Raw genomic sequence first — 20,826 nt, 5'->3', positions numbered from 1 at the left:
AAATGCGCAAGACCCTGATATCGGGCCTGATCGCCGCGTTAGCGGTGACGCCCGTCCCCGCGGCGATGGCCGACACGGCCCCCGCTTCCGGGGAACTCGCCACAGTCACGGCCGACGCGCTGCCCACCTGGCAGACCGACGGCGTGGTGTTGACGATCGAGATCGTCAACGGGGTGACCTACGTGGGCGGCAACTTCGACAACGTCCGGCCGCCGGGCGTCCCCAAGGGGGGCGCGGGCGAGGTGCCGCGGGTCGGATTGGCCGCGTTCGACACCGCCACCGGCGACCTGCTGCCGTGGAACCCGGTGGCCTTCTCGCCGACGTTCACCGACGACCAGGCGCAGAACGAGTGCGACAAGATCGCCGCCAACACCTACCGCTGTGACACGGTCTGGGAGATCAAGGCCTCGCCCGACGGCTCGAAGATCTACGTCGCCGGCGACTTCAACAAGATCGACAACTCGCGGCGCGACCGCATGGCGGCCTTCGACACCGCCACCGGCGCCCTCGACCCCGACTTCAAGCCGGTGTTCAACAACCGCGTGCGCGCGATCGCCGTGTCCGACACCACCGTCTACGCCGGTGGCCACTTCACCACCGTGAACGGCGAGACCCGCACCCGCCTGGCCGCCTTCGACGCCTCGACCGCCGCCCTCACCTCGTGGGCGCCGACGGCCGACAAGCGCGTCAACGCGATGGCGCTCACCCCGGCGGGCAACCGCCTCATCGTCGGCGGCGACTTCGACCGCATCAACGGCGTCAAGCAGCACGGCCTGTCGGCGGTCAACGTCAGCGACGGCTCCAAGGGCGTGTTCAACAGCAACGACATCCCGGCCACCAGCTCCACCAGCCGCTCGTGGGTGACCGACATCGTCTCCGACGGCACCCGCATGTACGCCAGCGCCAACGGCGAGGGCACCTTCGACGGCCGCCTGGCCTTCAACCCCGACAACGGCTCGCGCATCTGGATCAACAACTGCCTCGGCGCGACCCAGGCCATCTCGGTGATGGGCGGCGTGCTCTACAGCGGCAGCCACGCCCACCGCTGCAGCATGCAGTCCTACTACGGCGGCGACGGCTTCCCCGAGACCAAGCCCCACCGCCGCTACCTCGCCGAGCCGGCCGGCACGGCCCAGGGCGCCAAGCAGACGATCCTCCACTGGTTCCCCAACTCGGCCCCCGGCACCACCTACCCCTGGGTCCAGGGCCCGTGGGCGATGGCCAACGACGGCACCTACCTGTGGGCCGGCGGTGACTTCACCGAGGTCAACGACGTCGCCCAGCAGGGTCTGACCCGCTGGACCTTCCACGAGACCAGCCCCGACGTCGGCGGCCCGCTCCAGGCCGGGTTCGGCGCGCCGACCGCCCAGGCCGCCGGCGGCGGCAAGGTGACCGTCCGCTGGGGCGCCACGTGGGACCTCGACAACCGCAAGGTCCGCTACGAGGTGCTGCGCAACGACGGCCAGGTCGCCTGCACCGCCGAGGCCTTCTCGGTGTTCTGGAACCTGCCGAACCTGTCGTGCCAGGACACCGGCCGGACCCCGGGCGCGTCGCACACCTACCGGGTGCGCGCGATCGACCCGTACAACAACCGCGTCTCCAGCCCGAACAGCGCGGCGGTGACGGTTCTGTGAGACGGGGGCTCGCCGCCGCGGGGGCCGTCGCCCTCGCGGTGGCGGGCGTCCTGATCTGGACCGCGCTGATGCGGCCCGACAGCGGCCGGCCGGCCCAGCCGTCGTGGGAGACGGCCGGGCCGGCCCCGCTGGGCACGGCCGACTACCCCGTCCCCGAGGGCGCCTTCTTCGTCGCCCCGGACGGCGACGACGGCTCGCCCGGCGACAACGCCAAACCGTGGCGGACCCTCGCCCACGCGGTGGACACCGCCCCCGAAGGCTCGACGATCGTCCTGCGCGAGGGCGTGTACCACGAGAAGGTGGAGATCTTCCGCAAGCGCCTGGCCATTCAGAACCATCCCGGCGAGGTCGTCTGGTTCGACGGCAGCGAACCGGTCGGCGGCTGGGTCCGCGACGGCTCCCGCTGGGTCCGCGACGGGTGGGACGTGCGGTTCGACAACACCGACTTCACCGCGGGCGGCGGCGAGGACTGGCACATGGTCGACCCGGAGTTCCCGATGGCCAACTGGCCCGACCAGGTCTTCGTCGACGACCGGCCGCTCGCGCAGGTCCAGACCGCCGAGCAGGTCGGCCCCGGTGCCTTCTTCGTCGACTACCAGGCCGGCCGTCTGTACATCGGCGACGACCCCACCGGCCGCGACGTCCGCGCCACCACCCTCGACGAGGCCCTCTACTTCGAGGGCGCCGACGGGTCGTCTCTCAGGGGCGTGGGGGTACGCCGCTACGCCACCTCCCTGGCCAGGATCGCCGCCGTCAAGGCCTTCGCCGACGACATGACCATCGAGAACAACGTCATCGCGCAGACGTCGGTCACCGGCCTGTCGCTGAAGGGGGCCCGGATCACCGTCGCCCACAACCTGTTCGAGGGCAACGGCCAGGTGGGCCTCGGCGGGCACAAGTCCGACGACGCCACGATCGTCGGCAACGTCAGCCGGGGCAACAACGTGGAGCGTTTCATGATGGCCCCGGTCTCCGGCGGACTGAAGATCACCGAGTCGAGGCGCATGACGGTCGTCGGCAACCTCATGGAGGACAACCGGGGCCCCGGCATCTGGCTCGACGAGTCGGTCGTCGGCGCCGTGGTCGCTCGCAACATGGCCAGGAACAACGCCCACCACGGCATCCATTTCGAGATCTCCGCCGACGCGCTCATCGCCGGAAACGTCGTGACCGGCAACGGCACCCACGGCGTCTATGTGAACGAGTCGAGCGACGTACGGGTCTGGAACAACACCGTAACCGACAACAAAGGCCGCCAGATCTATGTCATCGACGGGGCGCGGCAGCAACTCACGCCCGGAGTGACCTGGAATGTGAGTGGCGTCGAGGTGCGAAACAACGTGCTTTCCTCGGCCGGCGCCGAACCTCTCGTGGCGGTCCGCGACCTGACCCGCAGGAAGGGCGCCGCCGACATGGCGAGCCTCGACCACAACGTCTACCAACGGCGCGGACCAGGGCCGCTCGCCGACTGGGCCGACTGGACGCGGGCCGACGCCGAGGTGGCCACGCTGGCCGATCTGCGCCGGACGACCGGTCAGGAAAACCACGGCAGCGAGTGGGAAAATGGCGATTTGCCCGATGGCGCGCCGCTGCCTTCCGACGTCGCGGACCTGTTCGGCCGGGAAGCCGGGGCGGTGCTTAAATCCGGCGCCCCAGAAGGTGAACTTTAAATCGTTACTTCATGTCCCACGGGTTACTCCTTGTTGGATTAAACCGTTCCATTACTCTTGCCGTGATGTGAGAACGATCTCCTGAGATGTAGGTAACCGTGGTAATTCGATCATCGCGAGTGGCCGCCTTCCTGGCCGCGTCATTACTGGGGGCGTCGCTCGCGGCGATCCCCCTTCCCGCCAGGGCCGACATCGACCCGCCGCCGGGAGTCCCCGAGACCGTCACGGCCGACGCCCTGCCCACATGGCAGATCAACGGCGTGGTCTGGAAGATGGCCACGGTCGGCAACACCGTCTACGCGGTCGGCAGCTTCACCCGCGCCCGCCCGCCGGGCACCGCCCCCGGAAACGCGGCCGAGGTGGTGCGGTCGAACATCCTGGCCTTCAACATCACCACGGGTAACGTCACCTCCTTCGCGCCGACGCTCAACGCCCAGGCCCGCACCATCGCCGTCTCGCCCGACCAGACGAAGATCTACATCGGCGGCGACTTCACCCAGGTCAACGGCCAGACCCGCAACCGGGTCGCGGCCTTCGACGTCGCCACGGGCAACCTCGAGTCGTGGGCCCCCTCGGTCGGCAACGTGGTCCGCGCGATCACGGTCTCCAACTCGACCGTCTACATCGGCGGCAACTTCTTCAACGTCAACGGCCAGAGCCGCAACCGCCTGGCCGCGGTCAACCGGAGCAACGGCGCCAACCAGCCGTGGGCCCCCGACACCGACGACGAGGTCTTCGCCCTGATCATGTCGCCCGACCAGAGCCGGGTCATCGTGGGCGGCAAGTTCCAGCAGCTCAACAACGCCACCCGGGTGGGCATCGGCGCCCTCGACCCGGTCACGGGCGACTCGCTGCCGTGGAGCAGCAACCCGATCCCGGCCCGGATCGGCAACGACTACTCGATGACCTACGACCTCACCACCGACGGCACCAACATCTACGCCGCCGCCGACGGAGAGGGCTGGCACTGGTTCGACGGCCGGTTCGCGGTCGAGCCCAACACGGGCGACCTGATCTGGCTCGACAACTGCTACGGCGCCAGCTACAGCGTCTTCCCGATCAACCAGGTGCTCTACAGCGTCGGCCACGCCCACGACTGCGAGTCGCTGCGCGGCTTCCCCGAGGTCTCGCCGACCCGCTGGCAGCGCGCGCTGGCCACCACGACCGTCCCGACCGGCACCGACCCGATGCCGCCGTCGAACAACAGCCAGTACAGCGGTCAGCCGACGCCGACCCTGCTCCACTGGTTCCCGCAGGTCAACGCCGGTTCCTACACCGGCATGAACCAGGGCGGCTGGGCCCTGTCGGGCAACAGCAACTACCTGGTCATGGGCGGCGAGTTCACCACCGTCAACGGCAGCGCCCAGCAGGGCCTCACCCGGTTCGCGATCAAGGCGAACGCGCCGAAGACCTCCGGGCCGATCCCGACGGCCGACCTGACCCCGACCGCGGTCTCGCTCAACGCGGGCACCGCGCGCCTGAGCTGGAAGACCACCTGGGACCGCGACCACGCGAAGCTCAAGTACCAGATCCTCCGCGACGGGGGCACCACCCCGGTCGGCGAGGTCGAGGTCGACTCCAACTTCTGGACCCTCCCGTCGGCCGGCTTCATCGACGAGGGCCTCGCGCCCGGCTCCGTCCACACCTACCGCGTCCGCGCCGTCGACCCGCAGGGCAACGCCGTCGGCAGCGGGACCTCCGACCCGGTGACGATCTCCTCGGCCGGGGCGCTCAGCGACTACGCCGAAGCCGTCATCGACGACGGCGCGAGCGCCTACTGGCGGCTCGGCGAGGCCTCCGGCACCACCGCCTTCGACTACGCGGCCTTCACCGACGCCACCCGTGACGCGGGCACCTCCCAGGCGACCCCCGGCGCGATCAACGGCGACGCCGACGCCGCGGCGGCCTTCAACGGCACCGGCACCGGCCTGGTGAAGACCAACAGCACGGTCGCCACCACCCCCGCCTTCTCGATCGAGGCCTGGGTCAAGACCACGTCGAACCAGGGCGGCAAGATCGTCGGCTACGGCAGCGCCGCGACCGGCGATTCGAGCAGCTACGACCGCCACGTCTACATGGACAACGCCGGTCGTATCTACTTCGGCGTCTACCCCAACGCGGTCCGCACGGTGAACAGCGCCCCCGGCTTCAACGACGGCCAGTGGCACCACATCGTGGCCACCCAGGGCAGCGGCGGCATCGCCCTGTACGTCGACGGCCGCCGCGTCGGCCAGGACGCCTCGGTCACCGGCGCCCAGACCTACACCGGCTACTGGCGGATCGGCGGCGACAACCTCAACGGCTGGCCGAACCGCCCGACCAGCCTCTACCTGAACGGCCAGATCGACGACGTCGCGATCTACCCGACGGCCCTGGCGCCGGCGAAGATCGACGCCCACTACGTCGCCTCGGGCCGCGTCAGCCCGATCCCGCCGCGTCCGGCCGACGACTACGGCCGCGTCGTCTACGACGACGAGCCGGTGACCTACTTCCGGTTCAACGAGGCCAACGGCCCGGCCGCGATCGACGCCAGCACCAGCGGTATCAACGGCACGTTCACCAACACCGGCGTGACCTACAACCAGACGGGCGCGATCGTCGGCACGACCAACCGGGCGGTCCGGGTGCAGAGCGGCGGCCGGGCGTTCTCGGGCAACACGATGAGCAACCCGACGACCTACTCGGCCGAGGCCTGGTTCCGCAGCTCCTCCAACCAGGGCGGCAAGATCGTCGGCTTCGGCAACACCGCGACCGGCACCAGCGGCAACTACGACCGCCACGTCTACATGCGCAACGACGGCCGCCTGGTCTTCGGCACGTACACCGGCGCCTTCAACCTGATCACCACGACGGCCACGTACAACAACAACCAGTGGCACCACCTCGTGGCGACGCAGGGCGCCGACGGCATGAAGCTCTACGTCGACGGCGCGCTCGTGGGCACCCACGCGCAGACCGGCGCCGAGAGCTACTCGGGGTACTGGCGCTTCGGCGGCGACAACCTGAACTCCTGGCCCAACCGCCCGAGCTCCGACAACTTCAACGGGTTCATCGACGAGGGCGCGATCTACACCAAGGTGCTCACCCCGGCCGAGGTCGCCCAGCACTACCAGGAGGGCACCGGCACCGGCCCGGCCAACCAGCCGCCGACCGCGTCGTTCACCTCCACCTGCACCAACCTGGAGTGCTCGTTCGACGCCTCGGCGTCGGCCGACGCCGACGGCTCGATCGACGGGTACGCCTGGGACTTCGGCGACGGCCAGACCGGCACCGGCGCCACCCCGACCCACATTTACCCGGCCGCCGGTGACTACCCCGTCACCCTGACGGTCACCGACAACGACGACGCCACCGCCAACAGCGGCGACGTGGTCGTGCCCCGTCCGGCCGCCAACCCGCCGTCGATCATCGCGAACGACACGTTCGGCCGGACCCTCAACGGCTCGCTGGGCACCGCCCAGACCGGCGGCCCGTGGACACTCGTCGGCGGCGCCGGCAACTTCTCCGTCGACGGCAACGCGGCCAAGCTCGCCCTCCCGGCGACGACGGCCAACCCGCGCGCCTACCTCGACGGGGTGTCCAGCACCACCGCCGACCTGTCGTTCTCGATCGCCTCCGACAAGGTGGGCACCGGCAACGGCACCTACCTGTTCGCCACCGGCCGCCGCGTCGCGGGCGTCGGCGAGTACAAGGTCCGGGCCCGGCTGCTCCCCTCGGGTGTCGGCCTCTCGCTGATCCGCACCACCGGGGCCAGCAGCGACACCCTGATCACCACCGAGACGACCATCCCCGGCCTGACCTACACGCCGGGCCTGGTGCTCAACATGCGGGTGCTGGTCACCGGCACGAACCCGACGACGATCTCCGGCAAGGTCTGGAACGCCGCCGGGACCGAGCCGGCCGGCTGGCAGGCCACCACCACCGACGCCACCGCGAACATGCAGGTCGCGGGCGGCGTGGGCATCGGCGCCTACCTGTCGGGCACCGCGACGAACGCCCCGATCGTCCTGACGGTCGACGACCTCGCCGCGAGCAACCTGGCCGCCGCCCCGACGGCCGCGTTCACCCCGACCTGCACCGGCCTGACCTGCGACGTCGAGGCCTCGGCCTCGACGGCCGGGTCGAGCGCGATCGCGGGCTACACGTGGAGCTACGGCGACGGCGGTGCCCCCAGCACCGGCCAGACCGGCTCTCACACCTACGCGACGCCGGGCACCTACAACATCACCCTGACCGTGACGGGTACCGACGGACGCACCTCGGTCGTCGTCCACCCCGTGACCGTCGCCTGACAAATGTACTGATGCCCCGCCGGGTCGCCCGGCGGGGCATCAGTCATGTAAGGAGTTGCGCATGGAAGAACTGCCGATCAAGGGCGCCTACCTCTACACCCCGAGGCTGTTCCGAGACGACCGGGGCACGTTCATGGAGTCGTTCCGGGCCGCCGAGCTCGCCGAGGCCACCGGCCACGGCCTGCGCCTGTCCCAGGCCAACACGTCGGTCTCCGCCCGCGGCGTGATCAGGGGCATCCACTACGCCGACGTGCCGCCCAGCCAGGCCAAATACGTGACCTGCCTGTCGGGCCGCATCCTCGACGTGATCGTCGACCTCCGCGTGGGCTCGCCGTCCTTCGGGCAGCACGTCTCCGTGATCCTGGACTCGGAGGAATTCCGGAGCGTATACATCTCCGAAGGCCTCGGCCACGGCTTCGCCGCGCTGACCGACAACGCCACGGTCTTCTACCTCTGCTCCGAGCCCTACGCCCCGGCCCGGGAGCGGGGCATCAACCCGCTGGACCCGGAGCTGGGCATCGACTGGCGGGTCGCCGACCCGGTTCTGTCCGAGAAGGACGTACAGGCGCCGTCGATGAAGCAGGCCCTCGACGAGGGCCTGCTTCCTGATTTCGAGACGTGTACGGCCTTCTACGGAACGCTTAGTTGATCTTCCAGGTGTCGCCGCCCTGGAGAAGATCGTCGAGGTCGCCGGGGCCGCGCTGGGCCACGGCCATCTCGAGCTGCTCGCTCATCAGGTGGTCGTAGGAAGGCCGGTCGACCGACCGGAAGATGCCGATCGGCACGTGCTGGAAGGCCGGCTCGTCGAGCCGGCTCAGCGCGAACGCGAGCGACGGGTCGGGGTTGTGCACGTCGTGGACGAGGATCTCCTCGGGGGAGATCGAGTCACGCGCCACGACCTCGAGGCCACCGGTCGGGGCCAGCTTGACCGCCTGGGTCGCGTTGGCGATCGGCTGCCCGTGCTCCAGGCGCAGCGTGATCACGTCGCGCTTGTCGGGGTCTTTGAGGTCTTCGAACGCGTTGTCGTTGAAGATGTTGCAGTTCTGGTAGATCTCCACCAGCGAGGTGCCCCGGTGGGCGGCGGCCTCGCGCAGCACGCTGTGCAGGTGCTTGCGGTCGGAGTCGATGGTCCGGGCGACGAACCCGGCCTCGGCGCCGACGGCCAGCGAGATCGGGTTGAACGGCTTGTCGAGCGAGCCCATCGGCGTCGACTTGGTGATCTTGCCGACCTCGGAGGTGGGGCTGTACTGGCCCTTCGTCAGACCGTAGATCCGGTTGTTGAACAGCAGGATGTTCAGGTTGACGTTGCGGCGCAGCGCGTGGATCAGGTGGTTGCCGCCGATCGACAGGGCGTCGCCGTCACCGGTGATCACCCACACCGACAGGTCGGGGCGGGAGGCCGCCAGACCGGTCGCGATGGCCGGGGCGCGGCCGTGGATCGAGTGGAACCCGTAGGTGTTCATGTAGTAGGGGAACCGCGAGGAGCAGCCGATGCCCGACACGAACACCGTGTTCTCGCGCTTGATCCCCAGCTCGGGCATGAACGACTGCACGGCGGCCAGGATCGCGTAGTCACCGCACCCGGGGCACCAGCGAACCTCCTGGTCGGACTTGAAGTCCTTCAGGGTCTGCTTGCCCTCGGCCTTCGGCACCAGGGCCAGGCCCTTGCCGTTCAGGGATTCACTCACTGTCGATCACTTCCTGGATCACTCCGGCCAGCTCCTCGGCCTTGAACGGAAGCCCGCGCACACGGTTGTAGCTGATGATGTCGACCAGGTACTTGGCCCGCAGCAGCAGCGCGAGCTGGCCCAGGTTGATCTCGGGCAGGAGCACCTTGTCGTAGGACTTCAGCACCTCGCCGATGTTCTTCGGGAAGGGGTTGAGGTGACGCAGGTGGGCCTGCGCGACCTTGTGGCCGCCCCGGCGCACCCGGCGGGCCGCCGCCGCGATCGGCCCGTAGGTCGAACCCCAGCCCAGCACGAGCACCCGGGCGTCGCCGTCGGGGTCGTCGACCTCCAGGTCGGGCACGTCGATGCCGTCGATCTTGGCCTGGCGCAGCCGGACCATCAGGTCGTGGTTGTTCGGGTCGTAGGAGATGTTGCCGGTGCCGTCGGCCTTCTCGATGCCGCCGATGCGGTGTTCGAGGCCGGGCGTGCCCGGGATCGCCCACGGGCGGGCCAGCGTCTCGGTGTCACGCTTGAACGGCAGGAAGGTGGTGCCGTCATCGCCGTTGGGCTCGGTCGTGTAAGGCACCGAGATGTCGGGCAGCTCGGCCTGCGACGGGACCTTCCACGGCTCGGAACCGTTGGCCAGGTAGCCGTCGGAGAGCAGCATCACCGGGGTGCGATATTTGATCGCGATCCGGGCGGCCTCCACGGCGGCGTCGAAACAGTCACTCGGCGTCGCCGGGGCGATCACCGGCACCGGCGACTCGCCGTTGCGGCCGAACAGCGCCATCAGCAGGTCGGTCTGCTCGGTCTTGGTCGGCATGCCGGTCGAGGGGCCGGCGCGCTGCACGTCGACCACGATCAGCGGCAGCTCGGTGGTGACCGCGAGGCCCACCGTCTCGGCCTTGAGCGCCACACCCGGCCCCGACGTGGTGGTCACGCCGAGCGCGCCGCCGAAGGCCGCACCCAGCGCCGCGCCGACGCCGGCGATCTCGTCTTCGGCCTGGAAGGTCCGGATGCCGAACCGCTTGTGCTTCGACAACTCGTGGAGGATGTCGGAGGCCGGGGTGATCGGGTAGGAGCCCAGGAACAGCGGCAGCTTCGACTGGACCGACGCCGCGACCAGCCCGAGGGCCAGCGCCTGGTTGCCGGAGATGTTGCGGTAGACGCCGGCGCTCAGCGGGGCGGGCTTGATCTCGTAGGAGACCGAGAACGCCTCGGTGGTCTCGCCGTAGTTGTAGCCGGCGTTGAAGGCGGCCACGTTGGACTTGGCGATCTCGGGCTTCTTGGCGAACTTTGTCTCGATGAACTTGATCGTCGCCTCGACCGGGCGGCCGTAGAGCCACGACAGCAGGCCGAGGGCGAACATGTTCTTCGCCCGCTCGGCGTCCTTCTTGGAGATGTCGAACTCTTCGAGCGCCTTGACCGTCAGCGAGGTCAGCGGCACCGAGTGGAGCCGCCACTCGGCCAGGCTGTCGTCTTCGAGCGGGTTGACGTCGTAGCCGACCTTCTGCAGGTTCCGCTTGGTGAACTCGTCGGCGTTGGCGATGATGTCGGCGCCGCGCGGGAGGTCGGACAGGTTCGCCTTGAGGGCGGCCGGGTTCATCGCGACGAGGACGTTGGGCGCGTCACCAGGGGTGAGGATGTCGTGGTCGGCGAAGTGGAGCTGGAAGCTCGACACTCCGGGGAGGGTGCCTGCCGGGGCGCGGATCTCGGCCGGGAAGTTGGGCAGCGTCGACAGGTCGTTGCCGAACGACGCCGTCTCCGCGGTGAATCGATCGCCGGTGAGCTGCATGCCGTCGCCGGAGTCACCCGCGAACCGGATGATCACGCGGTCGAGTTGCTGCACCTGCTTGGTCACAGCGCTCAGTCCTCCTCGACAGACCATGGCGAGGTCTGCTCGTGGCACGTGTGTGAATTCAATGCTAGATCCCTTTGTCGCGCTTATACGAATGCGCGTGGGTTGTGACCTTTGTCGCTCGTGTGGGGGGATGGGGCGTCAGTCGGGCAGGGCTTGACACAGTCCCGACGCGATGCGGCACAGGTCGACGTGCCGGCGAGCGAAGAGGATGATTCGGGTCACGGTGCCTAACTATATGTCCCCGCTGGATTCACGGTAGCGGGCGCCCATAGCGCGAGACGGCGGCGTCGGCGGCCGATTCGTAGGTTACGCCTGGCTGCATCGGGCGTGTTCCGTACAACTCGGGAACGGTGACAAAAGAGTATCCGCGGTCTTCGAGTGCCTTGAGGATCAGCGGGATGGCTTCGGGGGTGGCGGGGCCCAGGTCGTGCAGGAGCACGATCGAACCGGGCTTCACGCCCGCGGTGACCCGTCTGCAGATCTCCTGCGCTGTGGCGTCGCCTTCGTCGCCGCCGTCGACGTCCCACTTGACCACGCTGAGCTTCAGCTCGCCGGCGATCTTGGCGACGTCGTGGTTGGTGGCGCCGTAGGGGGGCCGCATCAGGGACGGAGGGCTGCCGGTCGACTGGGCGATGACGTCCTGGGTGCGGGAGAGCTGCTCGTAGATGCGGTTGTCCGGGAGTGTCGTCAGGTCGCGGTGCGACCAGCCGTGGTTGCCGACCAGGTGGCCGTCGCGGGCCATCCGGCGCAGCAGGTCGGGGCGGGCCGCCGCGCTGGTGCCGGTGAGGAAGAAGGTGGCGCGGGTGGTGCCGAGCGCGGTCAGGATCCGGTCGGTGTACGGCCCCGGCCCCTCGTCGAACGTCAGCGCGACGCAGCGCGCGACCCGGCAGTCGACCTTCCCCGGCACCGCCGGGGCGGTGGCCTCCGGCGGGTCGCGCAACTCGGGCGGGGTGGTCGGCCGGGCCGACTCGACGGCCCGCTGCGCCGACCTGCCGAAGTCCGACAGCAGGGGGGCCGCGTCCTGCTTGGGGATCGCCGTGGCCACCCGGCCCAGCGCGCCCGGCCCGATCTCGTAGTCGTCGAACTCCACCACGAGGTCGCCCCGCGAGTTGAAGTCGAGGGAGTCGAACAGCGCCCGGTCGGGCTTGATCGCCGCGTGGTCGACGTCGGCGTCGCCGGCCAGCCGGGCCCCGACCACCCGCGCGAGCGCGTCGAGGTTCTTGACCAGCAGATCGGAGGTGACGACGCGGGCGCCGTCGTACCAGAGGGTGCGGGTCGAGTTGACCCAGGAGGAGCCCTCGAACAGGCCCGTGCGCAGGCGGACCCCGCTGACCCCCGGCGACACGGCCGTGAGCTGCCACTCGACGTTGATCTCCGACTTGGGGAGCGTGGCCTTGCCCTTGGCGGTCTTCTGGTTGAAGGCCTTGGCCTCGGCGACGAGGTCGGCCCTGATCCGGTCGCTCAGCGGCGTCGCGCCCGGGATCTGGGGGTAGGTCAGGTGCACATTGGTCTTGCCCGTCTCTTTGTAGATGGTCTGAACCTGGAGGCCGGGCACCGCGGCGGGGTCGACGAAGGTCAGCATCGTCGGCTCCGAGGGCGGAGGCACCTCGTCAGCGGGGGAGTTGAAGGCAACGCCGCACGCGCAGCACGCGGCGGCGAGCGTCGCGATTCCTCCGGTGAATCGCAAAACGGGCATAAATGTCAGATTATTGGCGCTTGAGCGTGGTTTGCTGTGGCTTGGCAGTGTCCGTGAGCTTCTTTGGTTCGGCGTTCAGGTGCGCGATTATCAAGAGGTGGACGGATACTTCGGGTCGTACGCGGTCGTGGCCGTGCTCCTGGCCATCGGGGCCGCGATCTTCGCCGGGGCCCTGCTGATCAACCGGCTGCTGCGCCCCGACCGGCCCACCGAGCAGAAGCTGACCAGCTACGAGTGCGGCGTCGACCCCGTCGGCGACGGCTGGGCCCAGTCGCAGGTCAGGTACTACGTCTTCACATATCTTTATGTGGTGTTCGCCGTCGACGCGGTGTTCCTCTTCCCCTGGGCGACGGTGTTCGCCGCGCCCGGGTTCGGCATGACCACCCTCGTCGAGATGTTCGTGTTCCTGGCGTTCATCGCGCTCGGCATCGTCTACGCGTGGCGCAAGCGCGTGCTCACTTGGACGTGATCCATGGTTGACCTTCCCACTCCGACGTTCGGGCCCGCCGCCAGGCTGGCCCCTAAGCCGATGAAGTTCGTGCTGAACTGGGGCCGCCGCTACTCCCTGTGGGTCTTCAACTTCGGCCTGGCCTGCTGCGCGATCGAGTTCATCGCCACGTCCATGAGCCGCCACGACTTCATCCGGTTCGGGGTCATCCCGTTCGCCAACGGCCCCCGCCAGGCCGACCTGATGATCGTCTCGGGCACGGTCACCGACAAGATGGCCCCGGCCGTCCTGCGCCTCTACGAGCAGATGCCCGACCCGAAGTACGTCATCTCGTTCGGGGCCTGCTCCAACACGGGTGGTCCCTACTGGGACTCCTACTGCGTCACCAAGGGCGTCGACCAGATCATCCCGGTCGACGTCTACGTGCCCGGCTGCCCGCCCCGCCCCGAGGCGCTGCTCCACGGGATCATGAAGCTCCAGGAGAAGATCGCGGGGGAGTCGCTGGCATGATCCTCGACGAGTTCGGCTCCCGTGTGGTGATCTCCGAGACGTTCGGCGAGACCACCGCCGACGTCGGCCCCGCCGACTGGATCGAGGTGCTCGCCTTCTGCCGCGACCGGGGCTACTCCTTCTTCGACTGGCTCACCGCCGTCGACGACCCGCCCGAGGGCTTCGCCGTCGTCGCCCACCTCGCCGACCAGGAGAAACACCTTCGCCTGCTGGTACGCACCCACGTGACGCGGGCCGACCCGGTGCTGCCGTCGGCGGTGGGGGTGTTCCGTGGGGCCGACTGGCACGAGCGGGAGACCTTCGAGATGTTCGGCGTGGTCTTCGACGGCCACCCCGACCTCAAGCCGCTGCTGCTGCCCGACGGCTTCGAGGGACACCCGCTGCGCAAGGACTTCGTGCTGGCCGCCCGGGTGGCCAAGACCTGGCCCGGCGCGAAGGAACCGGGCGAGTCGAGCGCGCCGTCGAGACGGAAGATGTTGCCGCCCGGCGTGCCGACCGACTGGGGGCGCGATGCCTGAGCTGCTGGAAGTCGCGATCAGGGTGGTCCTGATCGTCGGGGCGTTCCTGCTGCTGCCGCTGATCGTCGGCCAGATGGAACACAAGGTCATGGCCCACATGCAGTCGCGCCTCGGGCCCATGTACGCCGGCGGCTTCCACGGCTGGGCCCAGCTCATCGCCGACGGCGTCAAGTTCATGCAGAAGGAGGACGTCATCCCGGCGGCGGCCGACCGGGCCGTCTTCAAGCTGGCCCCCGCGGTCGCGCTGGTGCCCTACCTGGTCGTGCTCGTCGTGATCCCGGTGGGACCCGGGCTGCTCGGGGTCGACCTCGACGCCGGGATCTTCTTCGTGCTGGCCGTGATGGGCGTCGGCGTGCTCGGGTCGATCATGGCCGGGTGGTCGTCCGGCAACAAGTACTCGGTGCTGGGCGGGATGCGGTCGGCGGCGCAGCTCATGTCGTACGAGCTGCCGCTGGTCCTGGCCGCCTCCAGCGTGGCCATGGCGGCCGGGACCCTGTCGCTCCAGGGCATCGTCGAGGCCTGGCAGCCCTGGTGGCTGGCCTGGCAGGCGATCGGCGCGGTGGTGTTCTTCGTCGCCGGGCTGGCCGAGCTCCGCCGTCCGCCGTTCGACATGCCGATCGCCGAGTCGGAGATCATCATGGGCCCGATGACCGAATACACCGGCATCCGGTTCGCCCTGTTCATGCTGACCGAGTACGCCGGGATCGTGGTCCTGTCGGCGCTCACCACGGTCCTCTACCTGGGAGGCTGGCAGGGCCCGCTGCTGCCCGGCCCGGTCTGGACCCTCATCAAGATCTTCGCCCTGGCGTTCGTGGTCATCTGGGTCCGGGTCAGCTTCCCCCGGATGCGCGAGGACCAGCTCCAGCGGCTCGCCTGGGTCGGCCTGGTGCCGCTGGCGCTGGTGCAGCTCGCGCTGACCGGGGTGGTGAAGGTCCTCTAGTGCACGATCCGCAACATGATGTCCGAGGCGGTCGGCCGGTTCGCCGGGTTCTTGTCCAGGCACGACGCCGCCAGGGCCCGTAACGAGACCGGCAGCTCGCTCAGGTCGGGCTGGTGGTTGATGATCCGGTTGAGGATCGCCGGGATGGTGTCCTGCCCGAACGCGTTCTTGCCCGACGCCGCGAACACCATCGTGGCCGCCCACGCGAAGATGTCGGTCTCCGGCCCGACCGGCCGGCCGCCGACCTGCTCGGGCGACATGTAGGCGGGGGTGCCCATGACCTGGCTCGCGGTCGCGTTGACCTGGTCGAGCGCCTTGGCGATGCCGAAATCGATCACGCGCGGGCCGTCGGAGCCGATCAGCACGTTGCTCGGCTTGAAGTCGCGGTGCACGATGCCCGCCTTGTGGATGGCGGCCAGCGCGCCGGCCGTGGCGAGGGCGAGCCGGGTCAGGCCGTCTTCGGTGCGCGGCCCCTTCTCCTTGACGAGCTGCTCCAGCGACACCCCGTCGACGTACTCGGACACGACGTAGGCCAGGTCGTCGGTGATGTTCACGTCGAGCACCCGGGCCGTGGAGAACGGCGCCACCCGGCGAGCCGCGTCGACCTCGCGCAGGAATCGCGCCTGGGCGTCCTTGTCCTTGGCGATGTGGGCGTGCAGCACCTTGATTGCGACCTTCTGCCCGCGCTGGTCCACCCCCAGGTAGACGGCGCCCTGCCCGCCCTGGCCGAGATCCCCGATCACCCGGTAGGGACCCAGCCACTGCGGCCCCTGGGTCCGCGGCTGCACCCCCATCGTCGAGGGGTGAGTGGGCTGCGTGAACGGCCGGGGCGGCGGCGGCTGGACATAGGTCGTTCGCGGAGGCTGCTGCTGCGGGTAGGCCGGTGGCGGGGGCATGGGCATCGGCCGCGGCTGCTGGTACTGCGGCTGGTGCTGGACGGGCTGCTGCTGGACGGGCTGCCAGGCGTGCCCCGGCTGGAACACCCCGGTCCGGATGATCAGGGTGTGCGCGAGCCCGCCGATCCAGTTCACGAACAGGCCGATCGTCGTCGTCGTCTCGAGCCACATCGGCCAGAGGTCGGTGTCCTCGTAGGCGGCGATGGCGATCATGAAGACGACGAAGTTCAGGGCGTAGACCCCGGTGGCGACGATCAGCCAGGGGCTGCGCTTCTTCGCGGCGGCGTATCCGATGACGAACGGCGTGCCGAACCCGCAGGTGAAGAGCGGAACCAGCGCCCACAACCAGGACACCGCCACGTTCGAGGCGGGCTTCTGCGGTTGCTGCGGCGGTTGCCAGTACGGATGCACAGCGCGAACAATACGTACTTCCGACGCCAAGCGCCGCTATTACGGGAGATAGACGCCGTATTCGGAGAGCTCGTCCCGGCTGGCGACCGGCAGGTCGAGCAGGTCCGACAGGTCCTCCGCCGAGGTGAAGGTGACCGTCCGGCTGCGTGCCTCCAGCACCCGTTCGACCAGGTCGGGCGTCATCCCCGGAACGGTCCGGAGCACGATCGCAGGGGCGTGGTTCATGTCGACCAGCCCGCCGTCGTCGAAGCGCCGGCCCAGATCGGGCCGGCCGACCCCGAGCCGCCGCGCCCGGCCCGGGTTGCGGGTGGCGAGCGCGCGGGCCTCTTTCCGCAGCAGCCGTGCCCGCTCGAACGGGCAGGCCGGGCCGAACACCTTCTTCCTGACGGCGAAGGCGTGGAGCGTTCCGCCGAGCCACGACACGAACAGGCCCAGCACCATCACCGCGGCCCAGATCCCGGAAGGGGTTCCCGTCACGTTGCCGATCAGGAGCCAGGCGCCCATCGAGAGGGCGTACAGGACCCCCGAGAGCGCCAGCCACCGGCTCCGCCGCCAGAATGACGCCCACAGGAAGGTGAACGGCGTCGCGAAACCAATGGTGACCAGGGGCGCCACCGCCCAGAGCAAGCCGCGAGCCGCCGACCGCGGCACCTGGTCCATATGCGAAGGATACGGACTTTCTGTCTCGACCTGGAGAAAACCGATAGGGCCGGGTCGTCACATTCACGAGTAGCCTGTTCTGGGGGATGATGTTGGATCGTGGCGCGCATACCAGGAACGGGCCTGGCCAAGGGCTTGGCCGTAACGCTGCGACACATGCTCAGTCGCTCGGTGACGCAGCAGTATCCGGAGGTCAAGCCTGACCTGCCGCCCCGATCGCGCGGCGTGATCGCGCTGGTCGAGGAGAACTGCACGTCATGCATGCTCTGCGCACGCGAGTGCCCCGACTGGTGCATCTACATCGACTCCCACAAGGAGACCCTGCCCGCGCCCGAGGGCGGCCGTCCCCGGCAACGCAACGTGCTCGACCGCTTCGCGATCGACTTCTCGTTGTGCATGTACTGCGGGATCTGCATCGAGGTGTGCCCGTTCGACGCGCTCTTCTGGGCCCCCGAGTTCGAATACGCCGAAGGCGACATCCGCAACCTCCTCCATGAGAAGGACCGCCTGGGCGAATGGGTCTCCAGCGTCCCGGCGCCCCCTCGCCACGAGGCCAACGCCGAACCTCCGAAGGAGGTCACCGCGAGCAAGCGCCCGGCGCGAGCTCCGGGCGGAGCCGGGGCGGCGAAGCCGGCTCCGGACGCCGCCGCCGAGGCCAAGCCGCGCCCGGCACGCGACGTCCGCGCGATCCGCCCGCCGGGCCGCCTCCCCGACGAGGGCGCCGGAGAGGAGCCACGTCCGGCGCGCGACGTGCGCTCGATCCGCCCACCGGGCCGGTTGCCTGACCGGACGCCCGGTGAAGAGACCTCACCTCCGGCCGGAGAGGACGCACCTGCCAAGCCGGAGGCCTCGCAGGAGCCTCCGGCCGGGCCGCCGAGGTCCCGGGCGCCCCGCGACGTGCGCTCGATCCGGCCGCCGGGACGGCTGCCCGACCGGCCCGACGGGGAGGGGTCGTGAGTGCCGTCGACTTCTGGCCGCCGTCCACCCTTGAGATCGTCTTCCTGCTGCTCGGGCTGGTCGCCGTCGGGTCGGCGCTGCTACTGGTGACCACCAGGCAACTGGTGCACGCCGCGTTGTGGCTGGTGCTCTGCTTCGGCGCGCTGGCCGGGTGTTATCTGGTGCTGACCGCCGAGTTCGTCGCCTGGGTCCAGGTGCTCATCTACGTCGGCGCGGTCGTGGTCCTGCTGCTGTTCGGGATCATGCTGACCCGCGCGCCCATCGGCAGGAGCGACGACCTCGACTCCGGCAACCGGGTGGTCGCCGCCGTCGTCGCCCTCGCCACCGCCGGGGTGCTGGTCTCCGTCGTGGTGGGCGGTTTCCAGCACGCCTACGCGGACCTGCGGCCGGGCTCCGGGTCGGCCGAGGAACTGGGCGGGAGCATCTTCCGGAACTGGGTGCTGCCGTTCGAGGCGCTCTCGGTGCTGCTGCTGGCCGCGCTGATCGGCGCGATCGTGTTGTCGCGCACCGACATCAGCGGGCGGCGCTGATGCACGTCGTCTATCCCGCCGTCGTGGCCGCGCTGCTCTTCTCCATCGGCGTGTACGGCGTCCTCGCCCGGCGTAACACCATCCTCGTGCTGATGTCGGTCGAGCTCATGCTCAACGCGGTCAACCTGAACCTGGTCGCCTTCGACGTGTGGCTCCGCGACGTGCTCCACTCCGGTCAGGTGCTGACCCTGTTCGTGATCGTCATCGCCGCCGCCGAGGTCGGGATCGGGCTGGCGATCGTGCTGGCCGTCTTCCGCACCCGCAAGGCCATCGAGCTCGACCGGCTGCGCGAACTGGGGGAGCCGTGATCGTCTCCCTCGTGGTGGTGCTGCCGTTCGCCGGGGCCGTGCTGGGCCTGCTGCTGTCCCGTTACCCCCACGGCCGGGGCCCTGCGGAGAACCTGGCCGCCAACAAACGCGCGGCCTGGTTCGGGGTGCTGCCGACGGCCCTGTCGACCGCGCTGATCGGCTGGCTGGCCTGGGAGAACACGCCCTCGACGAACGTGCTGACCGTGATCGACACCGGCGGGATCGCGATCACCGTCGGGCTGGAGGCCGCCGAACTGTCGGTGCTCACGGCGATGCTCGTCGGCGTGGTGGCGCTGGCGGTGCAGGTCTACTCGGTCGGATACATGCGGGGCGAGTCCCGCTATCCCTCCTTCAGCGCCTTCATCAGCCTGTTCACCAGCGCGATGCTGCTGGTCGTGTTCGCGGCCGACCTCCTGGTCCTCTACGTCGGCTGGGAGATCATGGGCCTGTGCTCCTACCTCCTGGTGGGCCACTGGTGGGAGGAGCGGGCCAACTCGCGGGCCGCGATCAAGGCGTTCCTGGTGACCCGCCTGGGCGACGTCGGCTTCCTGTTCGGCATCTTCGTCCTGGGCTTCGCGGCCGGCTCCTTCCGCGTCTCCGACGTCATGGCCGCCGACATCCCCGAGCCGACGCTGGTCCTGGCGACGCTGCTGCTGCTCGCGGGGGTGGCCGGCAAGAGCGCCCAGGTCCCGCTGCACACCTGGCTGCCCGACGCGATGGCCGGCCCGACCCCGATCAGCGCCCTGATCCACGCCGCGACGATGGTGGCGGCGGGCATCTTCGTGGTGGCCCGCCTCTACGTGCTGTTCCCGCAGCCGACCCTTGACGTGCTCGGCGTCGCCGCCGCGATCGGCATGCTCGGCGCGGCCCTGGCCGCCTTCGCGCAGACCGACCTGAAACGGGTGCTGGCCTACTCGACGATCAGCCAGCTCGCCTACATGGCCGCCGCCCTCGCCGGCGGCGCCCGCGACGCGGCCGTTTTCCACCTGGTCACCCACGGCGCCTTCAAGGCCCTGCTGTTCCTCTGCGCCGGGGCGGTCATCCACCACGTGGGCTCCAACCTGCTCGGCCACATGGGCGGCCTGCGCCGGCCGATGCCCGTGACCTTCTGGACCATGACCGTCGGCTACGCCGCCCTGATCGGCCTGCCCCCGGCCAGCGGCTTCTTCAGCAAAGACGCGATCCTCTACGGCCTGGAGCGTTCGTCCAGCCCCATCCAGCTCCTCCTCTACGGTTCGGCACTGCTGACCGTCGGGGTGACCGGCGCCTACGCGACCCGGGCGTGGCTGATGACCTTCTTCGGCACCGGCAAGGTCCAGGCCCTCCCCGAACCCGCCCCCGGCACCGCCCACGTCTTCGACGGCCGGGAGGCCCCGGCGTCGATGTTGTGGCCGATCGGCGTCCTGGCGATTCCGGCCCTGCTCCTCGGCTTCACCGACACCGGCGAGTTCCACCTCGCCCCCGCGGTGACCGCGCTGGTCGTGGCGCTGCTGGGCGCGGCCTTCGTCTACGTGATCTGGCGCGGCGCACCGGAACGCGACCCGGCCCGGCTGCTGGGGGTCTTCCGCGGTCCGTGCGAGCAGGCGTTCTACGTCGACCGGCTGTACGCGGCGGTGTTCGTCCGCCCGGTGCTCGCGCTGGCGCGGGGGGTGGTGCGCGCCGACGACCACGTGGTCGACGGCGCGGTGCGGGGGACCGGGCGGGCCACGGTCGGCTTGTCGGGGCTCACCCGCCACCTCCAGAACGGCAACGCCCAGCTCTACGTGACGGGCCTGCTGGCCGGGGTGCTGCTGATCGCGGTCGGGGCGGTGGTGCTGGGATGAGCCGG

The 20,826-nt window shown here is 69.7% G+C and carries 18 protein-coding genes; 12 read left to right on the top strand and 6 right to left on the bottom strand.

Annotated elements, in window-relative coordinates; translation table 11 throughout:
• Positions 1 to 2 precede the first annotated feature (2 nt).
• The 4 genes from QSK34_RS20195 (at position 3) to rfbC (ending at position 8,245) form a co-directional block, all read left to right on the top strand.
• A complete protein-coding gene (locus QSK34_RS20195) occupies positions 3 to 1,634 on the top strand; it encodes a PQQ-binding-like beta-propeller repeat protein (RefSeq protein ID WP_285585788.1) in 1,632 nt (543 codons plus the stop codon).
• A complete protein-coding gene (locus QSK34_RS20190; RefSeq protein ID WP_285585786.1) occupies positions 1,631 to 3,304 on the top strand; it encodes a right-handed parallel beta-helix repeat-containing protein in 1,674 nt (557 codons plus the stop codon). Before QSK34_RS20195 ends, QSK34_RS20190 begins: the two co-directional genes overlap by 4 nt.
• A 119-nt stretch (positions 3,305 to 3,423) precedes the next feature.
• A complete protein-coding gene (locus QSK34_RS20185; protein WP_285585785.1) occupies positions 3,424 to 7,596 on the top strand; it encodes a LamG-like jellyroll fold domain-containing protein in 4,173 nt (1,390 codons plus the stop codon).
• Positions 7,597 to 7,657: 61 nt separating this feature from the next.
• Positions 7,658 to 8,245 carry a dTDP-4-dehydrorhamnose 3,5-epimerase gene (gene rfbC / locus QSK34_RS20180; protein ID WP_285585784.1) on the top strand — a complete coding sequence of 196 codons (588 nt, stop codon included), beginning with the start codon at positions 7,658 to 7,660 and terminating at the stop codon, positions 8,243 to 8,245.
• Here rfbC and QSK34_RS20175 read toward each other — a convergent pair.
• The 4 genes from QSK34_RS20175 to QSK34_RS20165 all read right to left on the bottom strand — a co-directional run bounded on the left by QSK34_RS20175 (position 8,238) and on the right by QSK34_RS20165 (position 12,820).
• Positions 8,238 to 9,284, bottom strand: a complete 1,047-nt coding sequence (locus QSK34_RS20175; protein WP_285585783.1) for a 2-oxoacid:ferredoxin oxidoreductase subunit beta — start codon at positions 9,282 to 9,284, stop codon at positions 8,238 to 8,240. The genes rfbC and QSK34_RS20175 overlap by 8 nt on opposite strands.
• On the bottom strand, positions 9,277 to 11,124 hold the full coding sequence (locus QSK34_RS20170; protein ID WP_285585782.1) for a 2-oxoacid:acceptor oxidoreductase subunit alpha: 1,848 nt from the start codon (positions 11,122 to 11,124) through the stop codon (positions 9,277 to 9,279). Before QSK34_RS20170 ends, QSK34_RS20175 begins: the two co-directional genes overlap by 8 nt.
• A 138-nt stretch (positions 11,125 to 11,262) precedes the next feature.
• Complete coding sequence (locus tag QSK34_RS37805; protein WP_353051406.1) at positions 11,263 to 11,346, bottom strand: putative leader peptide; 84 nt, start codon at positions 11,344 to 11,346, stop codon at positions 11,263 to 11,265.
• A 28-nt stretch (positions 11,347 to 11,374) separates the two neighbouring features.
• Complete coding sequence (locus QSK34_RS20165; protein ID WP_156046164.1) at positions 11,375 to 12,820, bottom strand: polysaccharide deacetylase family protein; 1,446 nt, start codon at positions 12,818 to 12,820, stop codon at positions 11,375 to 11,377.
• A gap of 97 nt (positions 12,821 to 12,917) precedes the next feature.
• On the opposite strand from QSK34_RS20165, the gene QSK34_RS20160 reads away from it, so the two are divergent.
• Genes QSK34_RS20160 through nuoH form a run of 4 tightly spaced genes read left to right on the top strand, consistent with a single transcriptional unit; the run spans position 12,918 to position 15,236 of the window.
• Positions 12,918 to 13,289, top strand: coding sequence for an NADH-quinone oxidoreductase subunit A (locus QSK34_RS20160; RefSeq protein WP_030457031.1), 372 nt, complete (start codon positions 12,918 to 12,920; stop codon positions 13,287 to 13,289).
• Between the two features lie 60 nt (positions 13,290 to 13,349).
• Positions 13,350 to 13,778, top strand: coding sequence for an NADH-quinone oxidoreductase subunit B (locus QSK34_RS20155; protein ID WP_231515712.1), 429 nt, complete (start codon positions 13,350 to 13,352; stop codon positions 13,776 to 13,778).
• A complete protein-coding gene (locus tag QSK34_RS20150; protein ID WP_285585781.1) occupies positions 13,775 to 14,296 on the top strand; it encodes an NADH-quinone oxidoreductase subunit C in 522 nt (173 codons plus the stop codon). The genes QSK34_RS20155 and QSK34_RS20150 overlap by 4 nt, the downstream gene beginning before the upstream one ends.
• Positions 14,289 to 15,236, top strand: coding sequence for an NADH-quinone oxidoreductase subunit NuoH (nuoH, locus tag QSK34_RS20145; protein ID WP_285585780.1), 948 nt, complete (start codon positions 14,289 to 14,291; stop codon positions 15,234 to 15,236). Before QSK34_RS20150 ends, nuoH begins: the two co-directional genes overlap by 8 nt.
• On the opposite strand, the gene QSK34_RS20140 is transcribed toward nuoH, so the two are convergent.
• Together QSK34_RS20140 and QSK34_RS20135 are read right to left on the bottom strand one after the other, a co-directional pair.
• On the bottom strand, positions 15,233 to 16,543 hold the full coding sequence (locus tag QSK34_RS20140) for a serine/threonine-protein kinase (protein WP_285585779.1): 1,311 nt from the start codon (positions 16,541 to 16,543) through the stop codon (positions 15,233 to 15,235). The two genes, nuoH and QSK34_RS20140, sit on opposite strands and share 4 nt — an antisense overlap.
• A 39-nt stretch (positions 16,544 to 16,582) precedes the next feature.
• Positions 16,583 to 17,203, bottom strand: a complete 621-nt coding sequence (locus QSK34_RS20135; RefSeq protein WP_285585778.1) for a ComEA family DNA-binding protein — start codon at positions 17,201 to 17,203, stop codon at positions 16,583 to 16,585.
• A 156-nt stretch (positions 17,204 to 17,359) separates the two neighbouring features.
• Here QSK34_RS20135 and QSK34_RS20130 point away from each other — a divergent pair, with 156 nt between their 5' ends.
• Genes QSK34_RS20130 through QSK34_RS20115 form a run of 4 tightly spaced genes read left to right on the top strand, consistent with a single transcriptional unit; the run spans position 17,360 to position 20,821 of the window.
• Positions 17,360 to 18,160 (top strand): 4Fe-4S binding protein, encoded by an 801-nt coding sequence (locus QSK34_RS20130; RefSeq protein ID WP_285585777.1) that lies wholly within the window; start codon positions 17,360 to 17,362, stop codon positions 18,158 to 18,160.
• Complete coding sequence (locus QSK34_RS20125) at positions 18,157 to 18,690, top strand: NADH-quinone oxidoreductase subunit J family protein (RefSeq protein ID WP_285585776.1); 534 nt, start codon at positions 18,157 to 18,159, stop codon at positions 18,688 to 18,690. The genes QSK34_RS20130 and QSK34_RS20125 overlap by 4 nt, the downstream gene beginning before the upstream one ends.
• Positions 18,690 to 18,998 carry an NADH-quinone oxidoreductase subunit NuoK gene (gene nuoK, locus QSK34_RS20120; protein WP_137248640.1) on the top strand — a complete coding sequence of 103 codons (309 nt, stop codon included), beginning with the start codon at positions 18,690 to 18,692 and terminating at the stop codon, positions 18,996 to 18,998. The genes QSK34_RS20125 and nuoK overlap by 1 nt, the downstream gene beginning before the upstream one ends.
• A complete protein-coding gene (locus QSK34_RS20115) occupies positions 18,995 to 20,821 on the top strand; it encodes an NADH-quinone oxidoreductase subunit 5 family protein (protein ID WP_285585775.1) in 1,827 nt (608 codons plus the stop codon). The genes nuoK and QSK34_RS20115 overlap by 4 nt, the downstream gene beginning before the upstream one ends.
• Positions 20,822 to 20,826 lie beyond the last annotated feature (5 nt).

This window comes from Herbidospora sp. NBRC 101105, assembly GCF_030269205.1.
Classification (GTDB): domain Bacteria; phylum Actinomycetota; class Actinomycetes; order Streptosporangiales; family Streptosporangiaceae; genus Herbidospora; species Herbidospora solisilvae.
Note: the sequence above shows the minus strand (reverse complement) of the source record. Positions and strands in the feature narration are given on the sequence as shown.